Origin of the sequence: Streptococcus sp. SK643 (assembly GCF_000259505.1) — a bacterium.
Lineage (GTDB): Bacteria > Bacillota > Bacilli > Lactobacillales > Streptococcaceae > Streptococcus.
Map to the genome: position 1 here is coordinate 330,603 of NZ_AJMM01000008.1, position 24,909 is coordinate 355,511.

Here is a 24,909-nt window from a genome sequence, read left to right on the forward strand (position 1 = left end):
GTCCTCCTTTTAGTAAACGCTTTACTTTTTTGAAAGCGCATTCTTTTATTATAATTACTATTTTATAAAATAATATAAGATTTTTCAACAGTTTAATTATATAAACTTACAATTTTCAATTCTTTTCTATAATTTGTAGATTTTTTACTTAATTTTTAACTTACTGATACTAGCTAGTATTTACTTTTCTAAACAAAAAAAAACTTAAATACAAACATAGGATTTCTAAAATTTGGGAGTCTTTATTGTAAAAGCTGTTTTACTTATATTCAGAATTAAATTTCAAATTAAGAAGTAAAAAACTATTAGTTCTTTAGCTTTTGAACGATATGTATAAATATTTTTCATAATAGTATAGATTTCAGATAGAAAACTAAAACCTAGCCTGATTTTCCCAAGCTAGGTTTTTACTTAAATAACTAATCGGTCTAAAAATGGTTTGATACAGTTGGTTAAAATACCTTCTTTCCAAACTCTTTGTGCAGATGATAAATGATCTGACTGGAGGCTTTCTTTTAGAAAATCTCGAACTTGATCTGGTGAAATTTCAAACTCAAAAGCTTTCATTTTATAGAAAAAGTCAATGATCGGCTCGGTGAGGAAGTCCTGTGAAAAGGGAATGTATCCTGTTTTACGGTATTCTATGAGAAGACGTGAAAATCGGGATTTTTCATCAGGTATGTCCCTGAAGTAGGAATTGATAAGCCAGGTCTGCTTCTGTTTTCTTTCAATTGGATCCTGACTGGCAATTCGTTGGTCTTTTTCCAGCTCTTTTTGGTATTGTTTGGACTTGACAGCCCGTTCTGCTCTATTTTTACCAAAAAGAATTTTCTCCCACTTGCGTTCTTCTTGGGTCAAGGTCTCTGTAAATCCAAAGTAATCTTGATAAGCACGCTCTGCGGGTCCCATAGCTAGGACTAGATTGTCTGCATATTGCTTGGCGATTTTATCCCTCTTCTTGCGCTCTTTCTCTGCCTGGATACGTAGGTCTTGCTCGTAGTCGATTTTTTCCTTACCTAGTTTGACAAGGTAGAGTTGGTCATCTGGTTTTCCAAGTAAAAAGGGTTTGATACACTTTTCAAGGACTTCTTCCATCCGAGCCTTCTTCTTGGGCTCTGCCTTGGTCCAACTTCCTCCTCTAAAAACTTCAAGAAATAGTTCATAATCTCTTTCTGGAGTAAATTGATTTCCTCGATTGGCTTTAAAAACACCTTTTTCCCAGAGCCACTTTAGAAGACGCTTGTCAAAGTCACTTTTATTGACCTTGATTTTTTCCTTTTTCTGGGCTTTTCTGGTCAGATTTTCAACCTTTCTGAGCAGTTTTTCTTCCTCTTCCAGTTGCCGGTCAAGGGTCAATCGATGAAAATGCCGAACACAATCGCTACCAATCGGAAAGAGGCGTTGGCCTGTGACACCATTAAAGAGTTCGTAAGCGTATTTGATAGCATTTCCACAGACACAATTGCTACGGCCGATACCGTTAAAAATCAAGGAAACTTCATTCCATTCCTTGGTAGCTTGCTCCCAAGTATCAGCTTTTGAAGCCTGTAACACCGCATCATGCAGGGATTTTCTAACTGGAAGTGTCATGAGATCTCCTTTCTAATACTCAATAAAAATCAAAGAGCAAACTAGAAAGCTAGCCATAGGTTGCTCAAAACACTGTTTTGAGGTTGCAGATGGAAGCTGACGTGGTTTGAATAGATTTTCGAAGAGTATAAATTATACTTTTACAACTTGAACCTCATCTTTCCCGAGTAAAATCAAGTATTTGTCAATATTTTCAATCGAATAGGCTCGAGATAAAGCCTCTCCGTATAGGGCTAACTGACCACGATAGAGGTCTATGAGTTGACTTGGCTCGTCATAGCGGTCTGTCTTATAGTCAAAAAGAACAATTTTGTCTTCGTAAAGTAGATAGCCATCAAGGATACCACGGACAACAAAGTCTTCTTGACTCTTTTGGTCTCGTTTGAGCATGGAGAAAGGTTGCTCGCGATAAAGGTGGTCGGTATTAGCGATAATTTCCTGACCGAGTGCTGTGTCAAAGAATGCAAGAATTTTCGCAAGATTAATCTTGTCTCTGACAGCTGGGCTGGTTTGAACTTGTTTGAGAGTTTCTGTCAGGCTAGCAAGCGTTGGTCGCTGGCTGAGGTCAATTCTCTGCATGAGTTCGTGGGTAGCACTACCAATCTCAGCTCCTGTTACCTTTTCTTTGGTTGAAAAATCTGGCAAATCAAAGTTGATTTTCTTGTCTACTGACTGGCCTTGACCTGCAATCTCGACACCTTCCATATCCATAACTGGTTCGTAGAATTTCTTGATTTGACTTGGAGTTTGAACACTAGGAAGTTCAATGGCTGCGCGGTGAATACTATTATAAACTTCCACCTCTTTCAGCATTTCAAGAGCTTCTTTAATGGTTTCTGACTGACGATTGTCTGCTTGGGAGCTATCTTGGAGAGGACTTTTGTTTTCCAACTCTCCGATAGATTCTCTAGTCAGCTGCTCTTCACCAACAAAAAGATAGCTAAAGTTGAGATGATCCTTGACAAACACTTTACTGATAGCCCAAATCCAATCTTGGAAATTCCTTGCTTGAAGTCTAGTGTTGCTGTTTAGTTTTCCATTTTTAGCTGCTGGGTATTCTTTGGCTTCCAACTTTTCACGAGATCCTTTACCGACAAGGTAGAGCTTTTTCTCAGCCCGTGTCATAGCAACATACAGCAGACGCATCTGTTCTGAATAGCTAGCTAGCTGTAATTCCTCTTCGTTCTGTCTATAGGTCAGGCTCGGAATGGAGAGTTTGATGGTTTTAGGATAGTGATCTTCCACTGCTCCTGTCTCCATTTTGGCAATATATTTGACACCAAGCCCATTTTTACGACTGAGAATGACTTCTGACATGCTGTCTTGCTTGTTAAAATCCTGATCCATATTGAGGATAAAAACGTAAGGAAACTCCAGCCCTTTACTTTTGTGAATAGTCATGAGTTCTACAGCATCCTTGGGCGGTGCGACAGCCACGCTAGCAAGATCGTGCTGGGCTTCTAAAACTTGGTCAATCATACGAATAAAACGCGACAAGCCCTTGAAATTGCTCTTTTCAAATTGATCAGCACGCAGTGCTAGGGCATAGAGATTAGCTTGTCTAGCAGGCCCATTTGGCAAAGCCCCGACATAATCGTAGTAAAAACGGTCGTTGTAAATCTTCCAAATCAAGTCATAGAGGGAGTGCGTTTTGGCATACAGTCGCCAAGAAGCCAAGATATCTATGAATTGTTTTAGTTTCTCAGCTAGGGCCGTGTGAATCAAGTTTTTCTGGCTTGTTACCATTTTTTGTGCATTGACCAGTTTTTCATAGAGATTTTCTTGGACTTTGTCCTCTGCTTTCTGAAGGGACAAACGTGCTAACTCATCCTCGTCAAAGCCAAACATTGGAGACTTCATAAGGGCAACTAAGGCATAGTCTTGCAGGGGATTGTGAATGACACGAAGGGTGTCTAGCATGACTTGCACTTCTAGGGACTGGAGATAATTATTTTGCTCTCCGTCAGTTTTGACAGGAATTCCGTACTCAGACAGGGCGAGAAGAATCTGGTCATTACGACTGCGACTGGAGGTCAGAAGGGCAATTTCTTTAAAGGCAACACCTTTTTCTTGATGAAGTTTCAGAATCTCCTTGATAACTAAGCGCATTTCGCCTGTTAGTTTCGTTTCTGCCTGACCCTCTTCTTCCTCACTTGTGTCGTCCTTGTCGTAGAGGAGAAATTCTGCCTTGTTGTCTGGATTGGGAGTCAGCTTGGTATTAGCAAATACAAGTTGGTGCATGCTGTCATAGTTGATTTCACCAACCTCTTGATTCATGAGACGTTCAAAGACATCATTGGTTGCTGACAGTACTTCTGAACTACTACGGAAATTTTCTTTGAGGAGAATAAGCTTGCCCTCTTTTGGATTTTGCGCATAGCGTTGGAATTTTGCATTGAAAATCTGAGGGTCGGCCTGACGGAAACGATAGATGGATTGCTTGATATCTCCCACCATAAAGCGATTGTGACCATTACACAGCAATTCCAGCATCCGTTCTTGAATATGGTTGGTATCCTGATACTCATCTACCATGACTTCGTGGAAACGCTCCTGATAAGCTTCACGGACTTTCGGGAAATTCTCTAAAATCTCAATGGTGTAATGGCTGATATCAGCGAATTCAAAGGCATTTTCCTGACGTTTACGCTGACGATAAGCTTCCACAAAATCACTCATGAAAGATTGGAAAGTTTTAGCTAGTTCCCATGTGTCTTGATGATAGCGTTCTTGATAGTCTAGAATCGTTATCTGATCTGCTAGTTGTCCTAGTTTAGCAAACTGGGCCTTTCTCTCTTCATTGTATGCATCGGCCAGTGGCTTCAAATCAGCCTTGCGACTGGCATTAGTCAGAGCCCGACCATTTTTCTCTTTCGAAATTGCAACAACACGCGCAAGCACTGCTTGAAAAGCCTGACTATCGGACTCTTGATTCAAGAAGCCAATTTCATCCAGAATCAACTGGACATTTTCTAAATAGGCAGTCTTTGGAAACTCCTTGGCATCATTATCCAGATGGTAACGGAAAAAGCTTTCCAAATCCCAAAGAGCCTGTTTGATTTGCTCAGTCAGTCTTTCTTTTTCACTGCTAAAATCAACCTCTTCAAAGCCTTTGAGGAAAGATTCACTCAGCCATTTCTGAGGATTACTGGTGGATTGGAGGAAGTCATAAATTTTATAGACTTGCTGGCGCAGACCACGTTCATCCTTGCCACGCCCTGCAAAATTTTTCAGCAAATGACTAAACTTCTCTTTCTGTTTACCTTGGTAATGGGCTTCAAAAACCTCATGAAAGACTTCGTTTTTTAGAAGGAGTTGCTCGCTTTGGTTTTGTAAAATACGGAAATTAGGCGCAATATCAAGCAGATAGCCATGTTTACCAAGGAATTTTTGTGTGAAAGAGTCCATGGTACCGATGGCAGCGTTGGGTAGGTCTGCCAACTGGCGGCCCAAGTGTTGTTTGAGCTCGACATCATCCGTTTCTTGAATTTGTTGGCTGATTTTTTTCTCCAAACGTTCCTTAAGCTCTGTGGCAGCCTTGACGGTAAAGGTTGAGATAAAGAGTTGACTGATTTCCACTCCACGCGCTAATTGGTCCAGAATACGCTCGACCATGACAAAAGTCTTCCCAGAACCAGCCGATGCTGAGACAAGGATATTTTGACCAGAAGTGTAGATGGCTTCAATTTGCTCGGCAGTTTTCTTTTGTTCCTTGCTCGAGTGCGCTTCTGCTTCTTGTAATTTTTGAATTTCCTTCTCAGTTAAAAAGGGAATGGGCTTCATCGATTCAACTCCTCTCTTATTTTTTCAAACCAAGCGTGCTTGAGTTTTTCTCCAACCAGACGCTTGCCGTCAGCCAAGTCCAACTTTTCTAGGAAACGGGCTTGTCCCAAGTGGTAATTGGCTTCAAATCCAGTGATGGCTTGGTGTTGCTGAACATACGGTGCAATACTTCTGCCATTTTCAGTATAAGGGTTAATGGCGAACTGGCCTGCTAAAATCTTCTCAGCTGCTTTCTTGTAAAGATGGGCATTGTAGTCTAGTAAGAGCTGGAATTCCTCATCTGTCAGCTGATTAGACTTGTTTTTGTTATAAAATTCGCCCAAATGACTGCTTTCTTTTTCTAAAAAGAGGCCTTGGTATTTCATTGACTTGCTAGCTTCTACTACTGCACCTGCCAGACTTTTAACGGCCATCAGAGATTGGACAGGTTCAGCCATTTCCAAGTACATAGCGCCGAAAAAGTTCTGCTCCCCTTCTCTCTTTAAGGCAGCTAGATAAGTTGGCAACTGGGAATTGAGCCCATTAAAGAAATGAGGAAATTGGAACTGAGTTAAACTAGACTTGTAGTCTACTACCCCTATCGCTCCATCAGCTTTCAAACGGTCAATTCGGTCAACCTTACCTCGTACAAAGACACTGCGACCATTGTCCAATTGAATAAAGGCCTGCTCTTTCCCACCGAAATTCGCTTCCTCTTTGATGGTTTCAATAGCTGGATTGTGTCGGAGAATATGTCCAGTCGTCCGCGCCACATCAAGTAGAACTTCCTTGGTAAACTGTGCTTCCAAACTTTCTTGATAAATGGCTTCAAATTCGCGTTCTTGACTGGTTTCTTGGATAGCTTGTTCTAGACGTTTGTCAAAGGAATCTTCGTCAGGTAACTGCAAGGCACGTTCAAAAATACGGTGCAAGAAATTTCCGTGACTACGAGCATCTGGACGTAGGCGCAATTCCTCCTGTAAGCCTAGAACATAACGGAGGAAATAACTGTATTCATTGCGATAAAACTCGGTCAAACCAGAGGTAGACAGGTAAAACTCCTGATCAGCAGGATAGAGAGCTTGCAAGGTGTCCATGGTCAAGGGATTGCTGCTTGGACTGGTTGGGAGGGCTGGATTTGCAAGCCCTTTTTGGTCTAGTTTTTTACCCATGACACGCGCCAGAACTTTAATAAATGTCAAATCTTGCTCAGTCTCACTCATCTCACCCTGCTGGTGATAGGCAACCAGACTAGACAAAAGACTGTGATAGGACCCCATATCCTCCTTAGACAGCTCTTTGTGATTAAACCTCTTCTCTTTCCTGCTAAATCCAAAATGGACTAGCTCTTGAAGATAGGCTGATTCCTTGCTTTCACTTTCGTTAAAAAGGCTTGGAGCTGACAAGACCAACTGCTTACGCGCAGAATTAACCAATGAAAGCATAGTATAGCGATTTTTCTTGAGGTTTTCACTGCTGGCAATCAGTAATTGAACACCTTCTTCGGTTGCTTGGTTTAAGCTTTGTCTTTCTTCATCAGTTAAAAGACTGGTATTTTGCGCGATTTTTGGTAAATTGTCCTGAGTCAGACCAATAGCGTAGACAAAGTCAGAAGTCAGTGGCGCAATCAAATCGTAACTCTGCACCAGAACAGTGTCTACTGTTGCTGGAATGGTACGGTATTGGGACAAACTCATTCCAGAATTGAGCAAGGCTAGGAAGTCCTCTAGACTAACCTGTGAACCAGCAAAAACAGTCGCAAATTGTTCTAAAACATGGCAGAAGGCCTTCCAAACTTCGGCTTGTCTTTCCTGTTCTACAGCTTCCATAGTGGCTGTCAAATCTTGTAACTGCTTGGTCACAGCTCCTTCTTTTAGAAAAGAGTTCCACTTTTGCAAGAGATTTTCAGCCTTCTGTTTTCGGCTAGCAAAAAGAGACTCAAGAGGGGTTAAAATACGCAGACGAAGGGCATTCAAACCTTCCAAATCAAACTTTCCATGGTGGGATTTGGTGAAGGCTTGCTGAAAGGCTGGCAAGCCATTGATACCAAGATAGCGGATATACTGCTCAAATGCGTCAATATCAGTCTGACTAAGGTCAGTATACAGACCTGTTCTGAGAAGGTTAATCAAATCCTCCTGGCGGAAACGATAACGTTTCAAAGCCAAAATAGACTCGACAAACTGTGTCAAAGGATGATGCGCCATGGATTCGCTTTTACCAAGATAGAAAGGAATCTGGTACTGGTCAAAAATGGTCTTTAAAGACAACTGATAAGAAGCTACATCACCTAAAAGTATACGGAAATACTTGTAACTCAGGTCTGGATTTTCATGTAATTTCTGACGAATGCTACGTGCAACCAATTCCAACTCTTCTTTTTGCGTCAAGCAAGACCAGATTTGTAAGTTTTCACGGTCCTCATCATCTATATTCAATGTTAATTTTGAAAAGTCATAAGACGACTCCAGCATACGAGATGCCTTGTCAAAACTATCCATCTTTTCATGAGTTTGAGAACAGTCCAGAGCAGGCGTTTGGTATTTAGCACCTAAATGATGAAGAAATTCTACACTGGCTTGGTAGAGATTACCCTCAGCGAATGGACTGGTATAAGCTTTCTTACTAGCATAAGCCCCGATAACAATCTCAACATCCTTGCCATGAAGTAAGTCCACAATCCGCTCTTCCTCGGCAGAAAAACGGGTAAATCCATCAATGACCAAGGCGATTTGGGTAAAATCACTACTAACTTTGTCATTCTCAATAGCCTCAATCAAATGGGATAACTGACTTCCTTGAGCCAACTGACCTTGATTAAGATAGGCAGTTATTTTCTCAAAAATCAAGAGTAAATCGGCTCTCTTATCCTCATCCGTCAAACTCTCCAAGTCCAAAAAACTCATCTGAGCTTTGGTCATCTCGTGGTAAAGCTCAATCAACTGCTGGATAAATTGAGGATCCTGCTTGATAGCTCCATAAACACGTAAATCCTTAGGATCAAGTTCGGCAAGGCATTTGTAAAAGGCCATCCCAAGACCGATATCATCAAGACTGGTCTTGGCAGGCAGGTCATTCAAGACCAGGTAACGAGCCATTTGAGCAAAGCGCGTGACGGTAATCGCAAAAGAAGCCTGCTGGGACAAGCATTCCAGCACGGCGCGTTCCTTTTCAAAAGAAAGAGAGTTTGGAGCGATGTAGAAGACCCGCTTGCCAGCAGCAACTAGCTCCTCCGCCTCTCTGGTTAGAATTTCAGTCAAAGAAGTCCGAATATCAGTATAAAGTAATTTCATCTCTGCCTCGTTGGAATTTTTCATTACCTTTTATTATACCATGATTAGCCCGAAGATTCCTCCTCCTTTCCTCCAAAATATGCTATAATAATACCAAAAGATAAAGAAGGAAGACCTATGATTAAACTACTAGCCTTGGATATGGACGGAACCCTCCTCAATGAAGCCAAGGAAATCCCACAAGCTCACATTACTGCTATTCACCAAGCTATTGAAAAAGGTGTCAAACTTGTTCTCTGTACAGGTCGCCCGCTTTTTGGTGTCCTCCCCTACTACAAAAAACTGGGGCTTGATCTCCAGAATGAGTATGTGATTGTTAACAACGGTTGCTCAACTCACCAGACCAGTGATTGGAGTCTGGTTGATTGGCAAGAACTCAGTCCAGATGATATTGAATACCTCTATGACCTAGCTGAAAAAAGTGATGTTCAGTTGACACTTTTTGACGAGACACACTATTTTGTCCTCGGTGGCAAGCCCAATCAAGTCATCCAAAATGATGCCGACCTAGTCTTCTCAGACCTGACTGAAATTTCCCTTGAGGAAGCAACTAGTGGCAAGTATCGTATGTTCCAAGGTATGTTTTTAGGTACAGAGGAGCAAACAGACGATTTTGAAGAGCGTTTTGCTACAGAACTCTGTCAACGATTCAGTGGAGTTCGTTCGCAGCCTGTCATTTATGAAGCTATGCCACTTGGTACGACAAAGGCTACCGCTCTTTCTCGACTAGCAGAGATTTTGAAGATTGAGCCATCAGAAATTATGGCCATGGGTGATGCCAATAACGATATCGAAATGCTCCAGTTTGCAGGCCTTGGGATTGCAATGGGAAATGCCAGCGATTATGTCAAATCCCTAGCTGATGACGTTACAACAAGCAACGAAGAAGACGGCGTTGCGCGTGCCATTGAGAAATATATTTTATAATTAAGAAGCCCAGTTCATGTCAACTGGGTTTTGATATTTAAGAATTCCTAAAACTTTAGAAACTCTTTAGAAATTCTTGAGCTTTCTTTGATTTCTATACTTTATACTAGAGTTAACAAAATAAATCAAAAGGAGAGAATCATGAAAACAGTACTTGATATTCATGGATTGTCCAAAAAATTTGACAAACAAGCTATTCTTCAGGATCTTCATTTAACGATAAGAGAGGGAGATATTTATGGACTTATCGGGAAGAACGGAGCTGGTAAAACCACCTTGATAAAAATCATTACGCAACTACTGTTTGCGGATAAAGGAACTGTTTCCCTCTTTTCTAGTCAATCGGAAAATGAGTGGACCAAGGCTCTATCTAGAGTAGGTTCAGTGATAGAATCACCTGTAGCTCATAATCACTTAACAGCCTATCAAAATCTGAAATATTACTGTATGATTCGTCATATTCCAAATACTGATCAAGTTATTCGAGAAACGCTGGACTATGTAGGTTTGACAGATACAGGTAAAAAAGTCTTTCGAGATTTCTCTCTGGGAATGAAGCAAAGACTTGGCATCGCCATTGCCCTCCTATCCAAACCAGATTTCCTAATCTTAGATGAACCTATCAATGGTCTCGACCCAATCGGTATCAAAGAATTTCGACTAATGATTCAACGCCTCAATCAAGAAAAAGGAATCACCATTCTCATCTCTAGCCATATCTTGTCAGAACTCTACCTCGTAGCTAATCGCTTTGGTATTTTAGATCAAGGCAAGATTATCCGTGAAATCAGCAAAGCTGAATTTGAAACACTAAGTGAGGATTATATTGTCCTTAAGACAGCTGATCAAGAGAAAGCTTGTCAAGTATTGAAAGAACAAATCCAGCTCCAGTTCAAGGTTGTTAATCCAGAAAATGAAATCCATATCTTTGGTCAGGAACAAGATGTCAAACAGATTCTCAAGAAATTAACCTTGGCAGATGTTGCCATTGACGAGATTTACTATGCCCGTCAAAACCTAGAAGAATACTTCACTCAATTGGTCCAATAGGAGGAAAATCATGATACATACCATTCAAGCAGACTTTTACCGTCTTTTCCGTTCCAAAGGTTTTTGGATTACAGAGGTCATTCTCTTTGTACTCATGTTAATGGGGGCTATTTTTGGAGCTACTGGTCATCTGATGGCAATCAATACAGAAGAACCAGAAATTCCAACCCATGGTTGGGACGGTGTACAGGCACTTATTAACGCATCTAGTCAAGGTTCAAACCTCGTTTTTCTCTGCATAGTTCTAGCCTGCCTCGTTCTTGGAGTTGATTTAATCGGCAAACTCTATAAAAATAATTTAACAGTGGGTGTTTCTCGTACCGAGTTTTTCCTTGCCAAAGCCTTTGTATTGACTTGCATTGCACTCTTGCAACTCATCGCCAGCCTTGTGATTGCTTTTGTTCCCTCAACTCTACTGAACGGACTTGGTACGATGCCTGATGGTTTTATTGCCAATCTCCTCTTAATGATTTTCCTTCAATTTCTATGCCTACTCGCTTGGCTTTCGATTATTTCCTTTATTCTCTACCTGACTCATTCTTATCTTGCAGTATTTATTGGCTATTTGGTCAGCTCTATCTTACTTTCTATGCCAATGCTCATCTTCCCAAGTATCAAAATTTTGCCATATTTGTCCTTGCAGTTTTTCTATGCTATGACTGCTAATAGTGAATCCATTTTCTATACACTTATAGTTAGCTTAGCTGTTATTGTAATCTTTAATCTAAGTGGACTGGCAGTTTTCAAAAAGAAAAGTTTATAAAAAATGACCTCCTCTAGCTTACAGAGGAGGTTTCTTTTCGTTAAAAGTAAATGAAAACCGACAACCATTTCCCATCTGTGCTTAGTTTCATCTCTGCACCGAGAAGATGGCATAATTCCTCGGTAATATAGAGACCTAAACCAGAGGATTCTTCAGTATCCGACATATTTTCAGAATAAAAACGGTTGCTGAGATTTTCTATTTTTTTGATGGGCTGTTTGACAAGGTTTGCAATCTCTAAGACAAGCTGTTCCTTTTCCTTTCTCAAAGATAGACGTGCTTCTTCCTTGCCATGTTTGAGGACATTTCCAAGCAGATTTTGTAAAATTCGATCCAGCAAGTCTTCATCAGTCCTCGTTGTTAAACCAGCTTCAACCTTAAAATCAAGCGTGATATTTGCCGCCTGAAAAACATCATAATAAGCCAGAGTCTTTTTGGTGATAAAAGCTGAAAAATCCACTTCTTCCAGTTTCGGTTTGACAGCTCCTTCCATCAAACGACGATATTCTAGGAGAGCCTCCAAACGTTTTGAAACTAAATCAAGATGCTGGGCTACTTTTTGTAAGGTTTCTGATTTGTCTTCAGGAGATTTTATCAATTGTTGGGTGTAGCCTGACGCGATAGTCAGAGGGGTCCGAATATCATGGGCGATATTGCTGATGGCCATATCCAGAGTCTGCTTTTCCCTTTTCATAACCAATCGAGATTGCTCTACTTCCTGAAATAGATTCTCAATTTGCTGGTAGAGATGTAAAAAATGTTTGGAAAAAATGCTAACCCCTACTCTTTTCATACTACCCGTAAGAATCTTGTCTTCAATCTGTTGACTCAAGTTTTTAAGTGCTAGATGGTAGCGAATCAATGCAATCGATAAAATAATTAGGAGTACCAGTAGAACAAAAATTATCATGTAGGTCATTGCTTGTCTCCTTTTAATCTTACCCCAACTCCCCAGATGGTTTCAATATATTCTTGATTGGGGTCAAGCTGGTTTAATTTTTTACGAAGATTACTCAAATGCGTATTGAGGGTATTATCTCCAGGTAGGTAGCTATCCTCCCAGACCAATTCATAAAGTTCTTCCTTGGTGAAAATTTTCTTAGGGTGTTTAAGGAGAGTTTGGAGAATCAAGCATTCTTTCTTTGCAAGGCGAATCGTTTCCTGGCTATTTTTGATTTCAAAACTTTCTGCATCAAACTGGATATTTTTCAAGTTTTGTGGCAGATGTTCAGTTTTTCCTATCTCCAGAGATTGCTTTTCTACGCTTTGACGTAATTGAACAGTAACCCTAGCAAAGACTTCGTCTAAGTCAAAAGGTTTGACTATGTAATCATTGGCACCGTCTAAGAGGTATTGACTGATTAACTTCTTATCGCTCAAAGCCGTTAGCATAATGACTGGAATTTGACTTTGTTCCCTGATGGCTTTTAAAACCTGATCCCCATTTTTCCCAGGAAGCATGATATCTAGCAAAACGAGTTCAATCCCACCTTGGTCAAAAAGCATGATTCCTTCAGTTCCTGAAAAGGCTTGAATCACCTCATGCTCCTCAGTAAGAAGTGTTCGCAAAATTTCTTGAATGTCACTATTGTCTTCAATAACCAATATCCTAGCCATAAATACCAACCTTTCTGCAACTATTATAGCATGTTTTATTGATAAAGCTTAAACAGAAAAGCTCCTCGCATAAAAGCGCGAGAAAGCCTTAGAGGATTAAAATATAAAATTCACTTGCTAGATGACCTAGTATCCTTATAGTTGCTAGTGAAAACGAGTCTAGCAGAAGGAATCTCTCATTTCTCTCCTACTAGTCCGTAATTCGTTGATACATTTCGGGTCTTCTATCTCGAAACAAGCCCCAGTTTAGGCGCTCGCTTGCTCCCTTGTCTAGGTCATAAGTTGCTAACAGAACAGCTTCTTCTTGTCTTTCAGCTCGTTCTAGAATAGCTCCTGTTTCATCTGTCATAAAGGAGGAACCGTAGAAGTCAAGACTGGAACTCTGTCCGCCATTTTCCTCACTTGAAGTGACTTCTTCAAAGCCATAGCGATTGGCTGCAATGACTGGAACAATATTTGCTGCTGCATGTCCTTGCATGGTACGTTGCCAATGACCACAACTATCTGTATCCAAAATCGGCTCTGAACCGATGGCTGTAGGATAAAAGAGCAATTCAGCACCATTTAACGCAAGACAGCGCGCTGTTTCAGGGAACCATTGATCCCAACAGATACCGATCCCAATCTTAGCATAGCGAGTATCCCAGACCTTGAAACCAGTGTTACCAGGCGTGAAATAAAACTTTTCTTGATAATAATGGTCATCTGGTATGTGGGTCTTCCGATAAACGCCCAGCACTTCTCCATCTGCATCAATGACGGCAATAGAGTTATACAAGACATTGCCATCTTTTTCATAGAAACTGATCGGTAAAACAAGCTGTAGTTCCTTAGCAATCACCTTAAAATGCTGAATGGCAGTATTTTCTGCTACGGATTGGGCATGCTGGTAGTAGTCATACTGACGTTCCTGACAAAAGTATGGACGTTCAAACAATTCGGGTAAAAGAATAATTTGTGCACCTTGTTCTGCAGCCTGACGTACTAAACGCTCTGCTGTTTGAATATTTGTTTCCACATCCTTGGCACATTGCATCTGAATGGCTGAAACTTTTACATTTCTCATCTTTTTCTCCTATTCTGGGATTTGTTGGGTGATACAGTGAATATTTCCACCACCTAAGAGAATATCTCTGGCTGGTATTCCGATAACTTTACGGTCTGGGAAACACTTACTGAGGATATCTAAGGCTACTTGGTCGTTTTTATCCTGAAACTGTGGCACTAAAACAGACTTGTTGGCAATATAGAAATTGACATAGGAAGCAGCAAGCCTTTCACCTGCGTATCGCTCTTCTTCTCCTTCTTCGTAGGAATAACCAGGAAGATCTTCTTCTGTCACAACTTGTCGAACTGCAGGTATAGGCAATTTATGAATGGTGAAGTGACGACCTTTTGCATCTGTTTCTTGCTCTAAGAGTTCGAGATCTGCTTTTGACATAGCATACTGGGGATCGTTTTGATCATCTGTCCAAGCCAAAACAAGCTCAGCAGGACCAACAAAGGCAGCAACATTGTCAACGTGTTCATTGGTTTCGTCCTGATAAATACCATAAGGCAGCCAGATAACTTTTTCAGCTCCAAGGCTGTCTAATAAGGTATTCTCGATTTCCTCTTTAGTCAGGTTAGGATTGCGACCAGGACTAAGCAAGCAACTTTCAGTTACGAGAATGGTTCCTTGTCCATCGCTATGGATAGCGCCGCCTTCCAGTACAAAAGGCTTGGCATCGTAAACAGGTATTTCCAAGGCCTCAGCAAAACGAGTGGCTACTTGGTCATCTGCTTCATAATCTTGATACAGACCATCATAGGTTCCTCCCCAGGCATTGAAAGACCAATTCACGGCTAATTTCTGGCCTTTATCATTAAGGAGAATAGTCGGACCTGTATCACGCGCCCAGGCATCATTGGTAGGAATGTCTAAATAAACAACGCTATCTCCAAGGTAGTCTTGGGCTTCAGATAGATAGTCTTGCTCCACCAAGAGATAGACTGTTTCCCCTTCTGCTATGGTTTTGATAATCTGGCTAAAAGCCTTTTTAGCTGCCTTACCTTGAAAGGGCCATGAACCTGGTCGTGTCGGCCATATCATGAGGGTACCATGGTGTGGTTCGTACTCTGCTGGCATACGATAGCCTAATTTTTTGGGACTGTTCATCATGATAATCTCCCCTTAAAGTCTTGATAACCAAAAGCCTTGACCAAGTCACAATCTCCATTTTCATCCATAATATAAAGGCTTGGGAGGCCAATACCGTTGAAGGTATTGTTTTTGACAAAGGAATAAATGGCCATGTCTTCAAAATAAAGTCTGTCTCCGATTTGGACTGGATTTTCAAAGCTATAATCACCAATCACATCGCCCGTAAGGCAGGTATTAGAAGAAAGTCTGTAGGTATGGGCTTTTTCTTGTGCTTCATAGCCAGCTCTCAATGGTGGTCGATAAGGCATCTCAAGTACATCAGGCATATGGCAGGTCGCAGAGGCGTCTAAAATCAAGATTTCCATACCATTTTCGACAATATCCAAAACCTCTGTTGCCAAATAGCCAGCATTAAGAGCAATGGCTTCACCCGGCTCGATATAAACTTCAAGATTGTAAGTTTCTCGGATTCGCTTAATCTCAGAAATCAGCAAATCCACATCATAGTCTTCTCTTGTGATGTGGTGTCCTCCACCCATGTTGAGCCATTTTACTTCATGCAAATAAGAACCAAACTGGGCTTCTACTGCTTTCAAAGTTGTCTCTAAATCATCTGAACCTTGCTCGCAAAGGGTATGAAAATGAAGTCCATCCACCAAATCCAACAAATCACTAGGAATTTTATCTAGTGTCACGCCAAAACGAGAACCAGGTGCACAAGGGTCATAGAGCGCATGGTCACCCTGTGTTGAACACTGAGGATTGATGCGCAAGCCCACACTTATACCAGCATCTCGACAACGAGGCCCATGTTTACGCAATTGGCTCTCTGAGTTAAAGACGATATGGTCTGTTATCTCCAGTAATTCCTCCAAGTCTGCATTCTTGAAAGCAGGCGCAAATACATGGACTTCTCCTGGAAATTCTTCCCTAGCTAGTTTAGCTTCATAGAGTCCACTGGCTGTCGTACCTGATAGATACTGGCTAATCAAGGGATAGGTTTTATAGAGGGAATAAGCCTTCTGTGCAAGCAAAACCTTGCAACCTGCTTTTTCTTGTACATATTGTAGAATACGGCAATTGGCTTCTAACTTGTCTAAGTTAATAACATAAGCTGGTGTTGGTACTTGTTCTAACTTCATTAGTCCACCATTTGTGGATTTTCAACCACAACCCAAGGCAAACCATATTGGTTCAGAGCTTCCATGAATGGATCTGGATCCAATTCTTCAAGGTTGTAAACTCCTGGTTGTTTCCAAGTACCGTTCATGACTAATTTTGTACCTATCATGGCTGGAACTCCAGTCGTGTAAGAAATGGCTTGCGAACCAACTTCTGCGTAACATTCCTGATGGTCACAAACATTGTAGATGTAGATGGTCTTTTCAACACCATCCTTGACACCTGTAAAGATACATCCAATATTGGTTTTACCAACTGTACGTGGTCCAAGGCTGGCTGGATCTGGAAGCAAGGCTTTTAAGAATTGGATTGGAACAATTTCTTGGCCATTGAAGTTAATGGCATCTGTACGAAGGAGTCCAACATTTTCAAGACATTTCATATGAGTCAAGTAAGATTGACCAAAAGTCATAAAGAAGCGAATGCGTTTAACACCTGGAATGTTCTTAGCCAGTGATTCGATTTCTTCATGGTGGAGGAGATACATATCTTTTTGTCCAACTTGAGGGAAATCATACTCACGCTTGATTGACATAGCCTCAACCTCAACCCACTTACCATCTTCCCAGTAAGAACCTGGAGCTGAAACCTCTCGTAGGTTGATTTCTGGATTGAAGTTGGTTGCAAATGGATAACCGTGGTCCCCACCATTACAGTCTAAAATATCGATATAGTGGATTTCATCAAAATAGTGTTTGAGAGCATAGGCTGAAAAGACACTAGTCACACCTGGGTCAAAACCAGAACCAAGTAGGGCAGTTAAACCAGCTTCCTTGAATTTCTCCTGATAAGCCCACTGCCATGAGTAGTCAAAGTAAGCTGTAAAACCAAGTTCCTTGCAGCGTTTTTCGTAGATAGCACGCCACTCAGGGTCTTCTGTGTCTTCTGCTTCGTAGTTGGCTGTATCGATATAGTGAACACCTGTAGCCAAACAAGCGTCCATGATGGTCAAGTCTTGATAAGGAAGGGCTACATTTAAAACAGCTTCTGGCTTATAGCTTTCAATCAGGGCAATCACTTCTTCAACCTTGTCAGCATCAAGAGCTGCTGTCTCAATCTTTGTACTTCTTTTGCCTTCCAGTTTAGCTTTCAAGTCATCACATTTTGACTTGGTACGGCTAGCAATCATAATTTCTGTAAAGGTTTCGCTATCTTGGCAAATCTTTGAAATAGCAACTTGGGCAACGCCCCCACATCCGATAACTAATAAACGACTCATTTTTTTCCTTCCTCTTCTTCTAAAATATCCTCAACATACTTGGGCAACATAAAGGCTCCAACGTGTAAGTTTGCAGTGTAGTATTCTGTGAAAAGCTGGCGTTTTTTCCAGCCTTCCTTATCAAAATCTTTGACAGGATGGTATTTTTTTGACGCAAATCCAAACAACCAATAGCCAGCTGGACTGGTTGGGATATGGGCCTGATAAACTCGACTGATTGGAAAGGCTTGATTGACCTTACGGTGCATGCTTCGGCAAGCTGACTCATCCTCGTCAAAGAAGGGACTTCCATGCTGGTAAATCATGATGCCATCTTCCTTGAGAGCACGGTAACTATTGCCATAAAATTCTTTGGTAAAGAGACCTTCCGTATGACCAAATGGATCCGTCGCATCATTGATGATGATATCGTAGTCATTTTCACAATTTCTCAAAAAGCGTAGCCCATCTTGGTAATAGATATTGACCCGAGGATCATCTAGACCTGTTGCAAAATCCGGGAAATATTTGCGACAAACTTCAACTAACATTTCGTCGGGCTCTACAATATCAATTTGTTCTAGCTCAGGATAGAGGGTTAAAACTTGGGCAACACCACCGTCACCACCACCTAAAACTAAAACTTTTTTGGGATTGGGATGGACAGCCATGGGAACGTGAACAGTCATTTCATTGTAGACAAAATCATCTGCATCTGAAAACAAGACATGGCCGTTTAAAACTAATATTTTCCCAAAAGCGGGTGTGTCTAAGACATCGATATCCTGCCACTCGCTTTTACCCGCATAGAGCTGTTTGGCTGTTCTCAAGGATAATTTAACATCTGGAGTATGAACCTCTGAAAACCATAAATCCATTTAGATCTCCTTTCCTTCAATGACATTGATATGATTGACTTCAGGATCCTCAGTTCCCTGAAGTGAACAACCACGTTCTTTAGCAAATTGGATATAATCCACTATCTCTTTGGTAATACGTTCCCCTGGTGCCAAGATAGGGATTCCAGGAGGGTAACACATGACAAATTCACCACATACTTCGCCAACAGCATCTGCCAAAGGCAGCCTTCTGCGTTGCGAGTAAAAGGCTGCTTGAGGAGATAACACCATTTCTGGTTGGATATATTCACCAGCTATCAAGTCTTGCCCATCTCTAGAATAAAGTCGTTTAATATCGGCTAGTGCACCGACTAGGCGTTCTATATCTTGTATCCGATCACCAATTGAAATGTAAGCCAGAATGTTCCCGATGTCTCCAAACTCGATCTGGATGTCGTATTCATCACGCAAAAGGTCATAAACCTCGATACCTGTTAATCCTATTCCCTGAGTGTAAACTGACAACTTGGTCACGTCAAAATCACATACTGTGACATCATCAATTAATTCTTTTGAGTAGGCATAATAACCGCCTATGGCATTGATTTCACGGCGAGCATACTCGGATAACTCAATGACCTTCTCAAAGGATTCTTTACCACGTAGAGCCAAGTTGCGACGTGAAATATCCAAACTAGCCATCAACAAGTAAGAGGCAGATGTTGACTGGGTAAGATTAATAATCTGACGAACGTATTCAGGATTCATCTGCTCCCCGATAAGTAAAATAGAACTTTGTGTCAAACTCCCACCAGACTTATGCATGGAGACTGCTGCCATATCAGCGCCTGCATCCATAGCAGAAATTGGAAGTTTATCTGTAAAATGCAAATGCGCTCCGTGGGCTTCATCAACTAAAACTAGCATGCCAGCTTCATGAGCCATTTCTGTCAATCCTTTTAGGTCTGAACAGATGCCGTAGTAAGTAGGATTGTTAATCAAAATAGCCTTGGCATCTGGATGTTCCTTTATGGCCTGTGCTACTCGGTCATTTTCAAGACCTAAAGCGATACCAATCTTAGGATCTACACTCATCTCGATATAGATGGGAATGGCACCACATAGAACCAGCGCATTGATGGCAGATTTATGGACATTTCGTGGTAGAATAATCTTATCTCCAGCCTTGCAGGTTGACAGAATCATAGTTTGAACAGATGAGGTTGTTCCACCAATCATTAGAAAAGCATGACTAGCTCCAAAAGCATCTGCCGCCAGCTCCTCTGCATCCCTAATAATGGAAATCGGATGCCCTAGATTATCCAAGGGTTTCATAGAATTGACATCAATGCCAACACATTTTTCACCCAAAAGTTCAACTAACTCAGGATTTCCCCGACCTCGTTTATGTCCTGGTACATCAAAGGGGACAATCCTTTTCTTGCGTAATTTAACCAAGGCATCATAAATGGGCGCTTGATTTTGATCTAGTTTTATCAAGACATACTCCTTTACCGTATTTGTAGTGCTTCAAGAAGACGAAGGCTACTAAAGGTTGACTCATGAAAAAAGAGCAGGTTTTCACCTGCTCTGCAATCTTCTGACGTTTTTATGTTTGTTTCTGTTGAGTATGTCTGTTCCCGATGTTTCCTAACTCTCTAGTAGCAAATATTACGTACTTTATTGATCGTTTCACAAGATGACGTGTGCTTTCACCACACTAAAATTTTATGAATTAGGACAAACGTCCTAACATCAACTTATAAAAGTAGGCTTTTAACCCTATCAATAATATGGTTTTGCAACCACGCTTCGGCATTCAACCCTACCTGTCCGTAGGCATTTTTTACTCGGGTTTATATTTGCTAGAAAACATCATCTTATTTTCTAAGCCTTACTACTATATCATGTTTTGAAAAGCTTGTAAAGTACTTTATTTCAAAATTGGAATACTTTGTTCGTGATTATCTTGAAAGATACTAAAAATAGTTATAAAAATAAATATGAAAACGCATATAAAAAGAACTAGGAATCCTAGTTCTTTTTATATGTATTTTAACGAATCTTGTGCTTATTTAATGGTAACAGAAAAACGATAGCCATTTAATTGTATAAATTCACCAAAACGAATAAAGCAGTTTGTTTATTAGCATTGGCAAAAACATGCTTTTTTTCAAGCAATACAAGTAGCTCATTGTGAATAAGCGAGCCACTCATTAATCATACTAGCGATTTCTCTAGGTGCTTCAGTATAAACTTCATGGCTAACGTTTTCTAGAAAAATAGTCTCAAAATAATCTGGCAATTCTTTTAAGGCTTCCTCTCTCCATGTAGCTTCATTAGAATAGCAAGGACTGATAAACAAGGTAGCTCCCACTTCTCTCTTAAAAGCTTGTATTTTCCTCCGTAGGCTGAGTATCGCTTCTATATTTTCATAATTTAAAGCTAACTCATATCTATTATACTCAGAATTCCAGTGATAAGACTGTCTTACGGCTTCCTCCATATTTTCTGACCAATGCTTTGTTTCAGATTTTTCTTTAGAAATAAGAAGATTTAAATCCGAAACGACTTGAGATTCAATATAGTTTTTAGTTTCCTCTAACTCTATATCTAAAGGTAAAATCTTATCTAAATCTAGATAGCCACCATCCAAAAGAATCAGTTTTGTCACTTCATAAAATTCCGATGCAAGATAACGCGCCAAATCTCCTCCAAGAGAATGACCTATCAGACAGATAGATTCTTCCTCTACAATCTCATTTTTAAACCATGATTTCAATTCTGTTTCATCTTGAAGATGCTTTTCATATGGATTTAGAAAATAAATCTGCGAATTTAGTTCTTGAAAAAAATCCTTGCTATGATAGACATTGCTTCCCAAACCGCCAATAAAATATTTTTTCATTCTCTACTTAATACTATGCTTATTCATCTTTTGTTCAAAGATAGTCGTGATAATCTGGCGCAATTCTTCTCTTTCTTTTTCTGGAATCTCACCACTTGTTTGAGCTGTTGCGTAGAGCTCAGGGTGTTCGATAGAAATTCGTTTGATTGTACGTGTTGTCGCATGTTTTCTGACGAAAAATGGAATTTTTTTCACTAATTCTTGAGGGACTAGAGCTAGAATTTTAGCTGCAGTTTCCTTGTCACTAATCTTAGACGTCGTAAGTCCATTCTTAATCATTTCCTGTTCTTTTTCTGTAAAATCTTTTAATTCCATTCGATAGATCCTCCTATTTTCTCTATGTTAAATTATATACCAATCCATATAAAACTACAAATGGACTGTTTGGAAAGATGAAAATACTGTAAAGAAATCATGAATCTTCCTCCTCTGTCACTTCCCATACTTCTGATTGAGAGCCTTCCCCATCTATGACATATCACTGGATGTAAGTGATAAATGTTTCATTTTTATTGGATTTCGACTGGAGGTGATTGCATTTACCTATAATGACTATCAAGAATAAATATAAAATGCCTAATACAGCATTCATATTAGATTTCCTCTAGATATTGACCCACTTATCATTATCCATGATGAAAGGTTTAGCTAGACCTTCTCCTGTATAGTCCTCATACTTGGTATTTAGATATTTATAACAATCTTCTATAGTTGCAAATTTAATGGCTTGATAAGGTTCTTCAAAAGTTAATTTCTCTACAAATAAGAAGCCATCATCAGCTGGCACTAGAACTCCAACGTGCCCAACAAACAAATATTCCCCATCTAGATTATCGTGTAACACGACAGAAAGCATTCGAGCTTTGTCGTTAAATTGAAATTGAGAAAAGAATTTTTCCATCTTCTCAGCATGAACCTTGACATCCGTAGTTGCTTCTGTTTTGACTCTAGAAAAAAGCACATCAAACTCTTCCTTGTCTTTGGAATCAAAGACCTTTCCCTTATCAATGGCATCATTATCTAGGAAAAGCAAGTCATCATTTTTTTCTAATTTAGGAATTGTAATACTATGTTTTAAGAGACAATAACTATTGATGCGACAGTTGGTGCCAACAAAATCACCTTTCTTTTGCTTCCATAGATTGCTGATTTTTTCAACATCGTACTCAGTTTTTGAAAAAGAAGAAAAATCTCCAGATAAACCAATCGACCCTACAATTGTATTATAGTCATTTACAAGATTAAAAAAGTCATCTACACTCCTTGAATCCAAATGTGCTGATAAGAGGCTTTTAACTTCTTTAGAACTAACCTGATTATTGAGATTGCTATATGAAGCCTTCCAAGAACTTGCTTCCTTAGTAGAACTAATTTGAGTCTGATTATTGTTGTCTGAACCTGTCGGTGCTGTATTTTGTTGACATGCAGCCAAGCCTAAAAGTAATAGAGAACAAATCCCTATCCTTAGAATGTTTTTCGATTGGTTCATATATTTCTCCTTTATTTATCCATATATTCTAGTAATTGATGACATTTTTCTTCAAGTAATGATCTATTAGCCAATTTTTCTATCCATCTTTCTGGTATGCATTCAAGTTTATAGATAGCTCCTGCTAAGCTACCTGTTATAGCACCTATGGTATCGGTATCCTCACCAAGATTAACAGCTTTTAAGACTGCTTCTTCAAAATTCTTTGTTGTTCCAAGACACCAGAGACAAGCCTTCAGGGTATCAACAACATAGCCTGTAGAGGTAATCTCTTCCCTTGATTTTTGATAAAAGTCTTGGTCAAATAGTTCTCTAAAATGTTCTTGATATTCTTTCCAGTATTCTGGTTTTTTCTTAAAATAATCTTCAAAATAAGGTTTTGATTGACAAAGTAATTTTTCTAATCGAATGTTAAGAAGAAAGCCGATTAAAAATTGGACATAAAGAATAGATGCCACGATAGACCTTGGATGAGCATGGGTCAGTTTAGTATACTGCTCAATTATTTTCGATCTATAACTGAAATCAAAATTTTCATGTAAGAGCAAAGCTAAGGGAGATATCCTCATCAGAGCTCCATTGCCATTATCCCTCTCACTAGTCTCTCCACATTTCTCTGGAGATTCTCCCGCCAAATACCGTTCAATCGCCTGATTAGTCGCAACACCAATATCAAAACAATACCCAAAAGGTGTCAGGTAGCCCTGACGATAAGCAACAAATTTATCCATCAACTCATTCAAATCAGAATCCTCACATAGGTGTTCAATAAGTGCTAAGGAAAGAGACGTATCATCTGACCAAGTACCAGCTGGTTGATTATAGGTACCATAGCCCACCATATCTAAAATCTGATAGCTATCTCTATCATTAAACTCTACTGGAACACCCAAGGCATCACCGATAGCTAGTCCATAAATCACTGAATGTATCATTTGTTTCAGATGATATCTTCGATACTGTTTTGAATCAGATTCCCATTTATTTTTTAATCTCATATCGGTACCCAACTGTTTAAATTGTCCTATATCCTTATTATACTATATAAGTTTAAAAAAGACTGTAATCTTCAAAAATCATTGAAAATAACTTCTAAATGTTTGAACTAATCTTTTTTTAGCCTCTTTTTGATTTTCAAATAAATTAATAGGAGCAACATCAAATTCCACAATAATAGTATGATATGACTTATTTTATCCTATCTTTCTATGGTATAATAGATGATAATATAATTAATCTTTAATAGGTGAGGTTTATGAGTTATACCAAAAGTCAAGTATCAAATTTTCTAAATGATAAGATTCTCTTTAGATTCTCTATTTCTAACGATTTTATAATTGAATTTGACGATTACAAAGAATTTTTTACATTTGAAGAGCTTGAAAGAATTATAAAAAGTAATTATGATTATTGGAATTCAATTTATGGAAGTTCTCCAACTAATTTTAAGTCTACTTGGAAAAGCTTAAATGATAAGTTTAATACAGTAAAAGATTATATTTTCGGACTTAAAGAACTAAATATTGACAGCATAAGCAATCAAATTTATTACACTTTATCGACTAATCGTGAAACAAGAGAACAAGATAAGATAGTTTACATTCTATCAGTAAGCTCTCCTATTGACAAAGATACACATTTTTATAATATCTGAAGATTCGTTTCCTTCTATCTTGAACAATCTAAAAATAATCTTGATGACGCTATCAAGGCTTACGTATATCTCTCTAAAAACAAAGATTCTATCGGCTACTATTTTTCAAGTCCAAGGCTTTGTAATATTCAAGATTCGAGCCTAATTGTATCTGAGTTCCTCTACCTGCTCCGAAAACCATAGCTATCTCTCCCTTTCGAGTATTTGAAAGAATATCTATAGGATAACCATATTTAGAAAAACTTTTCTCTTAGCTAAATATTTCCGTAACCCAGGTGAAGCATTATTGAAAGCCACTTCTATATTATTTTTTGTCAAATCATGTATCATCTCATATTTATGATAATCTTGATATCCTCACTACGAATAAAGGAAGTCAATACTTGTTGCTGGGAGAGCTCGATAAAATTCAAAGCAAATTTCACTGCGTTGCTTTTCTAAATTTATCATTATGGTTTGTCCCACAAAGGAGAAGGATATTCTGGTTCCTCATC

General features: G+C 39.5%; 19 protein-coding genes and 1 pseudogene. 4 read left to right on the plus strand and 16 right to left on the minus strand.

What is annotated here, in order from left to right:
* Positions 1-411 precede the first annotated feature (411 nt).
* The 3 genes from HMPREF1117_RS06060 to rexB all read right to left on the minus strand — a co-directional run bounded on the left by HMPREF1117_RS06060 (position 412) and on the right by rexB (position 8,645).
* Positions 412-1,590, minus strand: a complete 1,179-nt coding sequence (locus HMPREF1117_RS06060) for a hypothetical protein (RefSeq protein ID WP_000174784.1) — start codon at positions 1,588-1,590, stop codon at positions 412-414.
* Between the two features lie 132 nt (positions 1,591-1,722).
* A complete protein-coding gene (addA, locus tag HMPREF1117_RS06065) occupies positions 1,723-5,373 on the minus strand; it encodes a helicase-exonuclease AddAB subunit AddA (protein WP_000802639.1) in 3,651 nt (1,216 codons plus the stop codon).
* The gene (gene rexB / locus HMPREF1117_RS06070) at positions 5,370-8,645 is read right to left on the minus strand and encodes an ATP-dependent nuclease subunit B (protein WP_007556695.1); all 3,276 of its coding nucleotides are present in this window, start codon (positions 8,643-8,645) and stop codon (positions 5,370-5,372) included. Before rexB ends, addA begins: the two co-directional genes overlap by 4 nt.
* A gap of 117 nt (positions 8,646-8,762) precedes the next feature.
* Here rexB and HMPREF1117_RS06075 point away from each other — a divergent pair, with 117 nt between their 5' ends.
* The 3 genes from HMPREF1117_RS06075 (at position 8,763) to HMPREF1117_RS06085 (ending at position 11,385) form a co-directional block, all read left to right on the plus strand.
* Positions 8,763-9,572, plus strand: coding sequence for a Cof-type HAD-IIB family hydrolase (locus tag HMPREF1117_RS06075; RefSeq protein WP_000593604.1), 810 nt, complete (start codon positions 8,763-8,765; stop codon positions 9,570-9,572).
* A gap of 141 nt (positions 9,573-9,713) precedes the next feature.
* Complete coding sequence (locus tag HMPREF1117_RS06080) at positions 9,714-10,622, plus strand: ABC transporter ATP-binding protein (RefSeq protein WP_000859636.1); 909 nt, start codon at positions 9,714-9,716, stop codon at positions 10,620-10,622.
* A 10-nt stretch (positions 10,623-10,632) separates the two neighbouring features.
* Positions 10,633-11,385: an ABC transporter permease gene (locus HMPREF1117_RS06085; protein WP_000581980.1), complete on the plus strand. Its 753-nt coding sequence runs from the start codon at positions 10,633-10,635 to the stop codon at positions 11,383-11,385.
* Between the two features lie 40 nt (positions 11,386-11,425).
* On the opposite strand, the gene HMPREF1117_RS06090 is transcribed toward HMPREF1117_RS06085, so the two are convergent.
* The 13 genes and pseudogenes from HMPREF1117_RS06090 to HMPREF1117_RS06150 all read right to left on the minus strand — a co-directional run bounded on the left by HMPREF1117_RS06090 (position 11,426) and on the right by HMPREF1117_RS06150 (position 23,759).
* The gene (locus tag HMPREF1117_RS06090) at positions 11,426-12,304 is read right to left on the minus strand and encodes a sensor histidine kinase (protein WP_000221842.1); all 879 of its coding nucleotides are present in this window, start codon (positions 12,302-12,304) and stop codon (positions 11,426-11,428) included.
* Positions 12,301-13,002, minus strand: a complete 702-nt coding sequence (locus tag HMPREF1117_RS06095; RefSeq protein ID WP_000101113.1) for a response regulator transcription factor — start codon at positions 13,000-13,002, stop codon at positions 12,301-12,303. The genes HMPREF1117_RS06090 and HMPREF1117_RS06095 overlap by 4 nt, the downstream gene beginning before the upstream one ends.
* 190 nt (positions 13,003-13,192) lie before the next feature.
* Positions 13,193-14,068 (minus strand): N-carbamoylputrescine amidase, encoded by an 876-nt coding sequence (gene aguB, locus HMPREF1117_RS06100; protein WP_001246718.1) that lies wholly within the window; start codon positions 14,066-14,068, stop codon positions 13,193-13,195.
* Between the two features lie 9 nt (positions 14,069-14,077).
* Positions 14,078-15,163, minus strand: coding sequence for an agmatine deiminase (gene aguA / locus HMPREF1117_RS06105; RefSeq protein WP_000982061.1), 1,086 nt, complete (start codon positions 15,161-15,163; stop codon positions 14,078-14,080).
* A complete protein-coding gene (gene nspC / locus HMPREF1117_RS06110; RefSeq protein ID WP_000764391.1) occupies positions 15,160-16,287 on the minus strand; it encodes a carboxynorspermidine decarboxylase in 1,128 nt (375 codons plus the stop codon). The genes aguA and nspC overlap by 4 nt, the downstream gene beginning before the upstream one ends.
* A complete protein-coding gene (locus HMPREF1117_RS06115; RefSeq protein WP_000088756.1) occupies positions 16,287-17,546 on the minus strand; it encodes a saccharopine dehydrogenase family protein in 1,260 nt (419 codons plus the stop codon). Before HMPREF1117_RS06115 ends, nspC begins: the two co-directional genes overlap by 1 nt.
* On the minus strand, positions 17,543-18,403 hold the full coding sequence (gene speE, locus HMPREF1117_RS06120) for a polyamine aminopropyltransferase (RefSeq protein ID WP_000366705.1): 861 nt from the start codon (positions 18,401-18,403) through the stop codon (positions 17,543-17,545). The genes HMPREF1117_RS06115 and speE overlap by 4 nt, the downstream gene beginning before the upstream one ends.
* Complete coding sequence (locus HMPREF1117_RS06125; RefSeq protein ID WP_000593052.1) at positions 18,404-19,864, minus strand: aminotransferase class I/II-fold pyridoxal phosphate-dependent enzyme; 1,461 nt, start codon at positions 19,862-19,864, stop codon at positions 18,404-18,406. It abuts the gene before it with no gap.
* 574 nt (positions 19,865-20,438) lie between these two features.
* Positions 20,439-20,554: pseudogene (locus HMPREF1117_RS11895) on the minus strand (type II toxin-antitoxin system death-on-curing family toxin); the annotation flags it as partial.
* Between the two features lies 1 nt (position 20,555).
* Complete coding sequence (locus HMPREF1117_RS06130) at positions 20,556-21,272, minus strand: alpha/beta hydrolase (protein ID WP_000759781.1); 717 nt, start codon at positions 21,270-21,272, stop codon at positions 20,556-20,558.
* Between the two features lie 3 nt (positions 21,273-21,275).
* Positions 21,276-21,587 (minus strand): hypothetical protein, encoded by a 312-nt coding sequence (locus tag HMPREF1117_RS06135; protein ID WP_000420572.1) that lies wholly within the window; start codon positions 21,585-21,587, stop codon positions 21,276-21,278.
* Between the two features lie 289 nt (positions 21,588-21,876).
* On the minus strand, positions 21,877-22,761 hold the full coding sequence (locus HMPREF1117_RS06145) for a DUF4300 family protein (protein ID WP_001076474.1): 885 nt from the start codon (positions 22,759-22,761) through the stop codon (positions 21,877-21,879).
* An 11-nt stretch (positions 22,762-22,772) separates the two neighbouring features.
* A complete protein-coding gene (locus HMPREF1117_RS06150; protein ID WP_007556536.1) occupies positions 22,773-23,759 on the minus strand; it encodes an ADP-ribosylglycohydrolase family protein in 987 nt (328 codons plus the stop codon).
* Positions 23,760-24,016: 257 nt separating this feature from the next.
* Between HMPREF1117_RS06150 and HMPREF1117_RS06155 the strand changes: the two genes are divergently transcribed.
* Positions 24,017-24,415: a hypothetical protein gene (locus tag HMPREF1117_RS06155; RefSeq protein ID WP_000122617.1), complete on the plus strand. Its 399-nt coding sequence runs from the start codon at positions 24,017-24,019 to the stop codon at positions 24,413-24,415.
* Positions 24,416-24,909 lie beyond the last annotated feature (494 nt).